Genomic DNA, 11150 nt, shown 5'->3' with positions numbered 1-11150 from the left:
GGCGGGCCACCGCCCTGGTCGAGGCCGCCGTCCTCGGCGGGGCCGTCGCTGCCGGTGTCCTGCTGGGCGACGCGGTCGCCGTCCGCACCGTCGTCGACGGCACCGGGCTCGTCCCCACCGGCTCGAGCCTGCCCTCGCTCGCTGCGGCGACGTCGCCGACCACGCCGGTCGTCACCGCTGTCGTCGTCGCGGTCGGCGCGGCACTGGTCGTCGCCGCCGGTGCGGCCGGCGTCCGCAGGCTCGGGACCCGTCGCAGCGAGCCGCGCACCCTGCTCCACGAGGTGGAGGAGACGACGTGACGATCCTCGTGCTCCTGCTGCGCGGCGTGCGGTCGCGCGCCCTGCTGTCGGGCGCCACGCTCGTGCTGATGGTGGTCGCGGTCGGGGGCACCGTGCTGGGCCCGGCCTTCCAGGACGCCGTCACGGCGTCGTACACGCTGACGCGCGTCGCCGAGACGCCCGCACCGCAGACCGCCCTGACGTTCGGCGCGACGCCCGGCCGCCGGGGGACCCTGGCCGACCTGGGCGAGCGGGCGGCGGCGGCCGTGACGGCCGAGCTGCCCGCGTCGTACGGCCCGCCCGAGGTGACCTACGTCGTCGGTCCGGTCTATCGCGGCGGCGACCTGGCGGAGTTCACCTTCGTCGGTCGCGACGGCGCCTGCGAGCTCCTCGAGATCGAGGGCCGCTGCCCCGAGACGACCGACGAGGTCCTCATCAACGAGGACAACATCGGCGGCCTGCGGCTGGGCGAGCGCACCCCCACGCCGGGCCTCGGCAACCCCGTCGTCGTCGGCTCCTACCGGACCCCCGACGACTCCGACGACTGGCTGCTGCCGGGCCGGCTCGCGAGCCGCCCGCCGACCGGCGCGACGGCCTCGCGCAAGGGCGCGATCATCGTCACCCAGGAGACCCTGGAGTCCCTCCCGCGCGGGCTGTGGAACGTCCAGCTCGACAGCCGGCTGGTGGTGCCCGAGCGCTTCGCCGACGACGACCTCGACACGCTCGTCACGGACGTCGAGGGACTGCGGACCGCCGAGCGCGACCTGCCCGGCGGCGGCCGGCTCGTCGGCGGCTCCGAGGCCAACTCGCTGGCCTCGGTGCTCGTCGACGTGAGGGCCCAGCGCGACGCCGCCCGGGCCACGATGACCCCCGCCGTCGCCTCCCTGGCCCTGCTCGCCCTGGCGGTGATCCTCCGGCTGGTCGCGGCCGCGGCCGAGCTGCGCGCGCCGGAGCTGGCGCTGGCGACCCTCCGTGGCGTCGGGACCCGGCGTACCTGGCTGCTCGGCCTGGCCGAGCCGTGGTTCCTCGTGGTGCTCGCGGCGCCGCTCGGCGTGCTGGCGGGGTACGCCGCCACGCGTGCGCTCTCCGCGTCCTGGTTGCGGTCAGGAACCGTCGTCGTCCTGCCGGCCGGGTCGTGGGTCGGGGCCCTGCTCGTGGTCGCCGCGATCGCCGGCGTCGCGGCCCTCGTCGTCGGCCGGAGCCTGCGCGAGACGCTGGGCGCCCGGGTCGCCGGCGTACGCCGTCCTGCCGCGGCCGGCGACGGGCGCCGCACCGGCGTGCTCGTCGAGGCGGTGGTCGTCGTGCTCGCCGCCGCGCTCCCCCTGGCCCGCCTCGGGACCGACGCCGACGGGCTCGGCGTGACCGAGCTGATGCTGCCGGTGGTCACCGCCGTCGCGACCGGGCTGCTGGTGACGCGGGCGACCGCGGCCGCCGCCGGGTGGTGGACCCGGCGCGGGGTCGACGGCCCGCTGTCGGTCTTCGTCGCCGCCCGGGCGCTGGCCCGGCGCGCCGAGGGCACGCTGGTGATCCTGCCCGTCGCCGCCGCGATCGCGGTCGCCGTCTTCGCCACCGGGGTGAGCGGGGTCGCGGACCGGTGGCGTGGCAGCGTCGCCGCCACCACCACCCCGGCCGACGAGGTGTGGACCTCGCCGCTCGAGCCGCAGGCGACGTTCCGGCTGGCCCGCGACGTCGACCCCGACGGCCGCTGGGCGATGAGCACCGCCGCGGTCAGCTCGCCGGACGCCGACCCCGTGGTCCTCGTCGACGCCGAGCGCCTCGGCCGGGTCGGCGCCTGGTCCGACCAGTGGCTCGACGGACGGGACGCCGCTGCGGCCGCCGCCCTGGTCGCGCCCTCCGCGCCGCTGCTCCGGCTCACGGGTGACGAGGTGGGAGTGACGGGGTCGACGTCCGGGTCGTCCGGGTCGTCCGGCTCCTCCGGGCCGGTCTCCGTGGTCCTGTCGGTCGCCAACGGCGGGCCCGGCCTCGACTTCGTCCGGCTCGGCCCCTTCACGTCCGAGCCGTCCACGGCCACCGCCACGACCGACGCGTGCCGGGACACCTGCGAGGTGCGCGAGATCCGGGTCGAGGGCGACAGCTCGGTCCGGCTCTCCGACCTCACGGTCGACGGGACGCCGTCGGGGGCTGGGCTGACCGACCCGGGGTGGAGGGTGGCTCCTGACGAGGAGGACGCCGCACCGGCCCCGGTCGAGGGTGGCGCGCTCGTCGTCGAGCCCGATGTCGACCTGGTGCCGGCGGTGGCCGCCGAGCCGGTGCCCGTCGTCGTGGGGCTCGACGCCTCCGACGGGGGCGGCGAGCTGACCTTCCCCGGCACGACCGTGCCCGTCACGACCAGGGCCCGTGGCGAGAGCCTGCCGTTCGTGGGGCCGTCGGGACTGATGGCCGACCTGCCGACCTTCCTGACGCGCTACCAGGCCGACCCGGCACTGGTGTCGTCGTCGGTGCTGCTGCGCTCCGACGCCCCCGACTCCGTGCGCCGGGCGCTCACCGACGCCGGCCTGACCCGCACCGCCACGCTGGCCGGCACCCGCAGCACCCTCGACGACGGCGCCTACGCCCAGGCGCTGCGGCTCTACGGCGTGGTGGGTGCGGTGCTGCTGCTGATGGCGCTCGGCGGGCTTCTGGTCAGCTCGGCCGTGCAGCTCCCGGCCCGGCGCCGTGACGCCGCGGCCCTCCGCGTGGTCGGCGTACGACGCCGGACGGTCGTGCTGGCCTCGTTCTGGGAGTCCGTGGTCGCGCTCGGCGCGGCCGCGCTGGCCGGGCTGGGCGCCGGGCTGCTGGCCCAGGTGGTGCTGCTGCGGTCACTCACGCTCGGGCTCGTCGACGACCCCACGACGCCGCGGGTGCTCCCCCGGCTCGACGGTGGCGGGCTGCTCGTCCTCGCCGGCGGGGTGGCCGCGGTGCTGCTCGTCGTCGCGACCCTCGGCGCGGGTGCCGTCGTACGAGGTGCTCGCGGAGCGACGCTGCGGGAGGACGCCCGCTGAATCGACCCGGCGGCCCCGACGCTGCCACGCTGGGCCGTGCCGTCCGACCGCCTCACCACCCGGCGTACCCCCTCGACGGCCACCCTCGCCACGCTCGCCCTGCTGGCCATGACCGCGGTGTGGGGCTCGACCTTCATCCTCATCAAGGACCTGCTCGACCGGGTGCCGACCCTCGACTTCCTGGCGGTGCGGTTCCTCGTCGCCGGCGTCGTGATGCTGGTGGTCGCGCCCCGCGCCATCGGCCGGCTCTCACCGCTCGCGCGCCGGCGCGGGATCGTGGTCGGCGGCCTCTACGGCGTCGCGCAGATCCTGCAGACCGCCGGGCTCGCGCACACCGCGGCGAGCGTCTCCGGCTTCGTGACCGGGCTCTACGTCGTCGCGACGCCGCTGCTCGCCGCCGTGCTGCTCCGCACCCGGCTGACCGCCTGGACCTGGGGCGCCGTCGCCCTCGCGACGACCGGGCTCGGCACCCTGACGCTCGACGGCCTCGCGATCGGCTACGGCGAGGCGATCACGCTGGTGGCGGCGGTGCTCTACGCCCTGCACATCGTGGCGCTGGGCGCGTGGTCGACGGTCGACGACGCGCTCGGGCTCTCGATCCTGCAGCTGCTCGTCATCGCCGTCATCTGCCTCGTCGCGACCGTCCCCGACGGCGTGGTGCTGCCGGCCACGACCGCGGACTGGGTGTCGATCGTCTACATGGCCGTCGTCGCCGGCGCCGCCGCCCTGATCGCCCAGACCTGGGCCCAGGCCCACCTGGCCCCGACGCGGGCGGCGATCGTGATGAGCATGGAACCCGTCTTCGCCGCGACGTTCGCCGTCGGGCTCGGCGGCGAGTCCGTCACCTGGCGGCTGCTCGCCGGCGGGGCCATGGTCGTGACCGCGATGGTGGTGGTCGAGGCCGGGCCGCGGCGCACGGCGCAGGGCCCGGACCCGGGGGACGTCCAGCACCTCGCGGTGTGAGGGCGGGTCTGTGGCTGGGTCTGCGGGTGGGTCTGAGTGTGGGTCTGGGTGTTGGCTGGGCGTGGGTCGTGTGCCTCCTGATGGTCCCGAGACCGTGCTCAGGCACACGACCCCGCCACCGGCCACCCGACCAGCCACCCCGTCCACGGACTGGCGCCCGTCGGCCCCGACGCCGCCGAACGTCTACAGTCGTCCCCGTGGCGCGCACCTATTTCTTTGGACACCTGCCGGGAGCTCCCGTGCAGGCTCGTTCCTAGACGCGCCCGCACCCACCAACGCCCCGGCCCACGGCCCGGGGCGTTTGTCATGCCGGCGGGTCGGGCCGCCGGGGCACCACACAGAAACTGAGGAACCACCATGGTCGTCGTCATGTCCCCGGACGCCACCGACGAGGACGTCGCGCACGTCGTCGAGAAGGTCGAGTCCGTCGGCGGGGAGGCCTTCGTCAGCAAGGGCGTCGTCCGCACCATCATCGGGCTGGTCGGCGACCTCGAGTCCTTCCACGGCCTCAACCTGCGCACCCTGCAGGGCGTCGCCGACGTCCACCGGATCTCCGACCCCTACAAGCTCGTCAGCCGGCAGCACCACGCCGAGCGCTCCACCGTCTGGGTGGGTCGTGGCGGCGAGGGCAACCGCCGGGTGCCGATCGGCCCCGACACGTTCACCTTCATGGCCGGGCCGTGCGCGGTCGAGTCGCCCGAGCAGACGCTCGAGGCGGCCCGGATGGCGCAGTCGGCCGGCGCCACGATCCTGCGGGGCGGCGCCTACAAGCCGCGCACGTCGCCGTACGCCTTCCAGGGCCTGGGCGTGAAGGGCCTGGAGATCCTCGCCGACGTGAGCGCGGCGACCGGGATGCCCGTCGTGACCGAGGTCGTCGACGCGCGCGACGTGCCGATCGTCTCCGAGCACGCCGACATGCTCCAGATCGGCACCCGCAACATGGCCAACTTCGGCCTGCTGCAGGCCGCGGGCGACTCGGGCAAGCCGGTCCTGCTCAAGCGCGGCATGACCGCGACGATCGAGGAGTGGCTGATGGCGGCGGAGTACATCGCCCAGCGCGGCAACCTCGACGTCGTCCTGTGCGAGCGCGGCATCCGCACCTTCGAGCCGTCGACCCGCAACACCCTCGACATCAGCGCGGTCCCGGTCGTCCAGGCGACCAGCCACCTGCCGATCATCGTCGACCCGTCGCACGCGGCGGGCCGCAAGGACCTCGTCGTACCCCTGTCGCGGGCCGCGATCGCGGTCGGCGCCGACGGCATCATCGTCGACGTCCACCCCGACCCCGAGACCGCGCTCTGCGACGGACCGCAAGCCCTGCTCGGCACGGAGCTGCGCGAGCTGGCGCAGGCCTGTCGCCGGCTGCCCGCCATGGTGGGCCGGGTCGCCTCCCACGAGCGGGTAGGACTCGGCTGAGGGCGCTCTGGTTAGGGTGACCCCCGAGAACCAGCCAGGAGGGACCGGACCGATGGACCAGTGCGCGCGCTGCGGCCACACGCTCGGGATCGGTCGCTACTGCGTCAACTGCGGGCAGCTGCGCGACGAGGGCTCCGCGGCCGGTGGCGCGGCCGGTGGGACCGCCGAGGAGTGGCGGGCCGGCACGGCCGAGCGCCCGGCGGTCCCCGCCCCGCCCGACGACCCCCCGTCCACGTCCCCGCCGACCCAGCTCTCCGAGCCGACCCAGTCACCGTGGGGTCCGACGGCGCCACCACGCGCCGCCGCACCGCCCCCGGTGTGGGAGACGCCCCCGCAGGCGCGCTACCCGATGTACGCCGACGAGCCCGCCGCCCCGGTCACCTCCGTCACGCCCGCCACGTCCGGCCCGTCCGACGGCTCCGCTGGCGGAGTGGCCGGCGGGCTGGCGTGGGCGACGGCCGACACCAGCACACGGAGCCACCGCGAGCGGCGCGGCGTCCTGCCCTGGGTCCTCGTCGCGGTCGCGCTGCTGCTGGTCGCCTCGGTCGGGGTGTTCCTCCTCGTCGGCGGCGGCGATGACGACGACGACGAGGCGGACGACCCGGCCCCGGGGCCGGTCAGCACGGCCACCGACGGCGGCTCGACCGCCGACTCCGGCACGCCGTCCGACGACCAGACGCCGACCACGCCGGTCGTCCCGAGCCCCGACGTACCGGGCGAGGGCGAGCCCGAGGACGTGGCCCGCCTGGCCACGGCCTACGCACCCTCGGTCGCCCCGCCGAGCCGCGACGTCAACGGCAACGCGGTCCGCTACGAGGCCGTCAACATGCTCGACGGCCAGGACGACACCGCCTGGCGCACCCCGGGCGACGCCACCGGGGCCACGATCGGCTTCGACCTGGCCCGGTCGACCCGCCTCACCAGCGTGGGGCTGCTCAACGGCTACGCCAAGACCGACCCGGGCTACGACGGCTACACCGCCAACCGGCGCATCTTGGCCGTCGAGTGGATCTTCGAGGACGGCAGCGTCGTGTCCCAGACCCTGGGCCGGTCGCGCCAGGTGCAGACCATCCCGGTCGACGTCGTCACCGCGTCCATCCAGCTGCGCATCGTCGCGGTGAGCCCGCCGGCCCGGGGTCCCCAGGGTCGCAACTTCACCGCGATCAGCTCCGTCGAGCTCGTCGGCACCCCCGCCGAGCAGTAGCCGGGCAGCAGCCGGGCAGCAGCCGGACAGTAGGAGCCCGCTCGTAGCGTGGTGCCGTGACCACGTGGCCGGGCTGGCTGGGCCGACTCTCCCCCGCGCGGCGGCGTCTCCACCTCGTGGGCCTCGGCCTCGTCGTCGCGGTGCTCGTCGTGGTCGGCTCCCGCGCGGTGGCCGAGCGGGTCGTCGACGACCGCCCGTCGGTCGACCAGGCCGAGCGCGGGCCGGTCCTGCTCGTGCCGGGGTACGGCGGCTCGACGACCGCGCTCGAGACCCTGGCCACCGCCCTCCCCGACGCCGAGGTGGTCGAGGCCGCCGGCGACGGCATGGGCGACCTGCGCGACTCGGCGCAGCTCCTCGCCGACCGGGTCGACGAGACGCTCGAGCGCACCGGGGCCGCGTCGGTCGACCTCGTCGGCTACTCGGCGGGCGGCGTCGTCGTGCGCTACTACGTCGCCGCGCTCGGTGGCGCCGACAAGGTCCGCCGGGTCGTCACGATCGCCTCGCCCCACCACGGCACCGACCTCGCGGCGCTGGCCACCAGCGTCGGTGGCGGCGCCTGCGCCGAGGCCTGCCGCCAGCTCGATCCCGACAGCGACCTGCTGCGCGGCCTCAACCGCGGCGACGAGACGCCCGCCGGCCCGCGGTGGCTGTCGTGGTGGACCGAGACCGACGAGACCGTCGTGCCCCCCAGTTCCGCGGTGCTCGAAGGCGCCACCTCGCTGAGCGTCCAGGAGCTCTGCGGCAGCGACGTCGCCGTGTCCCACGGCGACATCCCGCGCGACCCGGTCACGCTCGAGGTCGTCGAGGACTTCCTCGGCGACCCTGCGGGTGACGGGTCCTCGGTCGACGCCGCCTGCTGAGTGCGTGGCTGCGGTGGCGTGGGGCGGGGGGTCCAGGGCCACGTGGAAAACCTCCGCTGAGGCGGTGAATCTCCTCCTTCTGCGCCGAAACTTCGTCCGAGAAGGAGGAGTTTCACCGCTGAGGCGGTGAATCTCCACGTGGTCGCCAGCCCGAGTTCCACGACCACACACCCTCAGTCGGCGATGTCCTTCGTGGCGAAGTTCGCCCACGCCGCGGTGAAGAACACCGCGACGTAGGCGACCTGGAGCAGCACCCCGGACCGCAGGTCGGTCCACAGGATGGGGTCGCGGAAGAGGTCGACGAACGCCAGCCAGTAGCGCGTGGGCAGGAAGTCGCGGATCGCGTCGGAGGCGTCGAGCGTCAGCAGCACCGCCGAGCCGACGAAGACGGCCATGGTGCCGAGCGCGGCACCGAGCGACGACTGCACCGCGGTGGACAGGAACAGCGCGATGGAGGCGACGCCGAGCATGCAGAGGATCGCGTAGCCCAGCGCCAGGAACGTGCGCGCCACCAGCTCGGGCGTCGAGAGCGACGAGCCCGAGACGCTCGTCGCACCGGTGGCGGTGACGGACTCGTCGCCGAGCAGCACCAGGCCGAGGACGTACGCGGTGGCCGCGACGACGAGCACCGTCAGCACGACGAAGACCACGACGGCGACCAGCTTGGCCACCAGGAACCGCAGCCGGCTCACCGGTCGCACCAGCACGTAGCGCAGCGTGCCCGCCGACGCCTCGCCCGCCACCGCCTCGCCCGCGGTGATGGCCACCGCGATCGGCAGGAACAGCGGCAGCACGATCGCCAGCGCCGCCAGGGGGAAGAGCGTGCCGTCGGTGAGCACGGCCGACAGGAACGCCGGTCCCTCGCCCGGCCGCGGGCCGAGGTCGGTGACGGCGAGCAGCACGCCGACCAGCGTGGGCAGCGCGTCGACGAGGAGGATCGTGGCCCAGGTCCGGCGGCTCCGCAGCAGCTTGCGCAGCTCGACCCCGATCACGCGACCACCCCCGACGCGGGACGGTCCGGCCGCGCGAACGTGTCGCTGCCGGCGCTGGTCGCGGCGAGCACGATCTCCTCGAGCGAGCGCCGCTCGGCGACCAGCTCGTCGATCCCGATGCCGGCGCGCACCAGCTCGGCGGCGAGGGCGGCCGGGTCCGCACGGCGTACGACGATCCGGTCGCCGTCGGCCTCGTCGATCCGGCTGTCGAGGAGACGGCGCGCGTCGGCGACGTCGCGGGTGCGCAGCACGACCCGGCCGGTCGGGGCGCGCAGGTCGTCGAGGTGCTCCTGGAGCACGAGCCGGCCGCGGTCGAGCACGCCGACCCGGGTGCACATCTGCTCGATCTCGAGCAGCAGGTGGCTGGAGACGAACACGGTCGTCCCGGCGACGTTGAGCTCGAGCAGCAGGGCCCGGATGTCGCGGATGCCCTGCGGGTCGAGGCCGTTGGTCGGCTCGTCGAGCACGAGCAGCCGGGGCCGGCGGATCAGCGCGTTGGCCAGCCCGAGGCGCTGCCGCATGCCGAGGGAGTAGGCGCGCACCGGCCGGTCGTCGACCCCGCCGAGCCCGACCCGGTCGAGCGCGTCGTCGACCCGGCCGGCCCTCCCCCGCCGTCGCGACCCGCGCCCCATCGCGTCGAACAGCGAGAGGTTGGCGCGCCCGGACAGCTGGGGGTAGGCCGCCGGCGCCTCGATCATGGAGCCCACCTCGGGCAGCACGTCGCGTCCCGAGCCCGGCATCGGCCGGCCGAGCACCCGGGCGGTGCCCGACGTGGGCAGCACGAGCCCGAGCAGCATCCGGACCGTCGTCGTCTTGCCCGAGCCGTTGGCGCCCAGGAAGCCGTAGACGTCGCCCGTCCGCACCTCGAGGTCGAGGCCGTCGACCGCGAGGAACCGGCCGTAGTACTTCGTCAGACCGGTCGTCGAGATCGCGACGTCGCTCCCCGGGTCGCCCGTCACCGGTCGCCGTCCCGGTCGACGAAGTCGAGCTCGAGCAGCGCCCGCGCCGCCTCCTCGAGGACCTCGGGCGTCACCGTCCCCGCGACGAGCCAGGCCGCGCGGTCGTCGCCGGCCGACCCGGTGAGCAGGACGGTGAGCGCACCGTCGGCGACGACCGTACGACGCCGTCCGAGCGTCGCGTCGGGCGCAGCGCGCAGCTGCTCGCGCAGCGGGTCGGCCTCACGTCCGCGCAGCGGCACCGCGATGAAGCGGGTGACCCCGGCGCCGTAGACGCCGGCCGCAGCCGCGTCGTCGCTGCGGCGATCGAGCCCGGCGAGGGTCGGCGGCACCAGGAACGGTGCGTAGCGCCCGGCCGCGTCGGCGATGTCGAGGGTGCGGGCGCGGTCGACGTCGACGCCGGCGGCGGGCTGGAACCCGACGCGGTCGTCGCCAGGACGCTCGACCTCGACCTCCTCGAAGGCCGAGACGACGTCGGGCGAGCCGCTCGCGTCGGGGCCGGACGCCCGCACCTCGATCCGCAGCGGCAGCCCCGAGCCCGGGTCGACCCAGACGTCGACCCGCTCGACGGTCGTCCGGTCCGAGGACGGCTCGTAGCGGATCCCGGGGGCGTCGATGCCGGCGACGCGCCGCGGGTCGATCCGGCTGACGTCGTCGGGCGAGGCGTCCTCGAGGGCCGTGCGGGCCAGGGTCGGCGGCAGGAGGTCGGAGGCGCGCGGCAACCGGAGCACGGGGTCCTCGGTGACGACGGCCTGGGCGTCCTCGTAGTCGTAGGCGACGGTGACCGGGCCGTCGTGGACCAGGTCGACCTCGCCCGAGAGCAGCAGCCGGTCGACCCGCCAGGCATCGGCGTCCTGCCACCACACGCGCAGCCGGGTGGTGCCCGCGAGCAGCTCCCCCACGTCGCCCAGGTCGTCACCGACCGGCAGCTGCACGGCGCCCTCGGTCTCGGCGTACCCGGAGTGGCCGACATCGGCCGAGCCCTGCACCCCGGCGAGCAGCTCGGCCGCGGAGACGTCGGTGTCGTCCACCGGCAGCAGCCGCGGCACGACCGGGATGGCCGCGACGGCGAGCACGACCGCCGCCACGACGGACCATCGGCTCACGGGCGTCACCACACCGACGGTACGGCCCGGCTCCCAGCCCGGCTCCCAGCCCGATTGCCGGCCCGGTTGTCGGCCCGGGTCAGCGGACGAGCTGGACGACGCCGAACGCCGCGCCGAACGTCCCGGCCAGGACGAGGAGCACGAGCACCACGGCGAGCAGCGGCGAGGTCGGCGCCGGGGTCCGCCCCGGCTCCGACGACGGTGCAGACGGAGGGGCAGACGGAGGGGCAGACGTCGGTGCAGGCGTGGACGCGGGCGTCGGCGTCACGTCCTCGCGCGGGCGTACGGCGGTGGGCCCGAACGCGCCGGGGGGCGCGGCCGGGGCGGGCCGGGCGTAGGACGCCGGCACGGGCGGGTCGGCGGGGAGGGCGTC

Annotated in this window: 9 protein-coding genes and 1 pseudogene; 6 read left to right on the top strand and 4 right to left on the bottom strand. The window is 75.6% G+C overall.

Going from position 1 to position 11150, the window contains the following annotated elements; translation table 11 throughout:
- The 6 genes from Q7T52_RS05990 to Q7T52_RS05965 all read left to right on the top strand — a co-directional run.
- A partial coding sequence (locus Q7T52_RS05990; RefSeq protein ID WP_304800364.1) for a hypothetical protein occupies positions 1-299 on the top strand: 299 nt, incomplete at its 5' end.
- Positions 296-3280, top strand: a complete 2985-nt coding sequence (locus tag Q7T52_RS05985; protein WP_304800362.1) for an FtsX-like permease family protein — start codon at positions 296-298, stop codon at positions 3278-3280. The genes Q7T52_RS05990 and Q7T52_RS05985, both read left to right, overlap by 4 nt.
- Before the next feature lie 36 nt (positions 3281-3316).
- Positions 3317-4243 carry a DMT family transporter gene (locus tag Q7T52_RS05980; protein ID WP_304800360.1) on the top strand — a complete coding sequence of 309 codons (927 nt, stop codon included), beginning with the start codon at positions 3317-3319 and terminating at the stop codon, positions 4241-4243.
- Between the two features lie 369 nt (positions 4244-4612).
- Entirely contained in the window at positions 4613-5659 is a 1047-nt protein-coding gene (aroF, locus tag Q7T52_RS05975; RefSeq protein WP_304800358.1) for a 3-deoxy-7-phosphoheptulonate synthase, read from the top strand.
- A gap of 52 nt (positions 5660-5711) precedes the next feature.
- Positions 5712-6863 carry a hypothetical protein gene (locus Q7T52_RS05970; RefSeq protein WP_304800356.1) on the top strand — a complete coding sequence of 384 codons (1152 nt, stop codon included), beginning with the start codon at positions 5712-5714 and terminating at the stop codon, positions 6861-6863.
- A 56-nt stretch (positions 6864-6919) separates the two neighbouring features.
- On the top strand, positions 6920-7723 hold the full coding sequence (locus tag Q7T52_RS05965; protein ID WP_304800355.1) for an alpha/beta fold hydrolase: 804 nt from the start codon (positions 6920-6922) through the stop codon (positions 7721-7723).
- A gap of 173 nt (positions 7724-7896) precedes the next feature.
- On the opposite strand, the gene Q7T52_RS05960 is transcribed toward Q7T52_RS05965, so the two are convergent.
- The 4 genes and pseudogenes from Q7T52_RS05960 to Q7T52_RS05945 all read right to left on the bottom strand — a co-directional run.
- On the bottom strand, positions 7897-8715 hold the full coding sequence (locus Q7T52_RS05960; protein ID WP_304800353.1) for an ABC transporter permease: 819 nt from the start codon (positions 8713-8715) through the stop codon (positions 7897-7899).
- The gene (locus Q7T52_RS05955; RefSeq protein ID WP_304800351.1) at positions 8712-9674 is read right to left on the bottom strand and encodes an ABC transporter ATP-binding protein; all 963 of its coding nucleotides are present in this window, start codon (positions 9672-9674) and stop codon (positions 8712-8714) included. The genes Q7T52_RS05960 and Q7T52_RS05955 overlap by 4 nt, the downstream gene beginning before the upstream one ends.
- A complete protein-coding gene (locus Q7T52_RS05950) occupies positions 9671-10777 on the bottom strand; it encodes a hypothetical protein (RefSeq protein ID WP_304800349.1) in 1107 nt (368 codons plus the stop codon). Before Q7T52_RS05950 ends, Q7T52_RS05955 begins: the two co-directional genes overlap by 4 nt.
- A gap of 79 nt (positions 10778-10856) precedes the next feature.
- Positions 10857-11150 (bottom strand): annotated as a pseudogene (locus tag Q7T52_RS05945) (hypothetical protein); the annotation flags it as partial.

This window comes from Nocardioides sp. (assembly GCF_030655615.1).
In the GTDB taxonomy this organism is placed as follows: domain Bacteria; phylum Actinomycetota; class Actinomycetes; order Propionibacteriales; family Nocardioidaceae; genus Nocardioides.
Note: the sequence above shows the minus strand (reverse complement) of the source record. Positions and strands in the feature narration are given on the sequence as shown.

What these genes read in the sequence shown, in the direction of transcription:
- aroF (WP_304800358.1), top strand. Translation starts at nt 4,613, where the DNA reads ATGTCCCCGGACGCCACCGACGAGGACGTCGCGCACGTCGTCGAGAAG.
- Q7T52_RS05970 (WP_304800356.1), top strand. Translation starts at nt 5,712, where the DNA reads ATGGACCAGTGCGCGCGCTGCGGCCACACGCTCGGGATCGGTCGCTAC.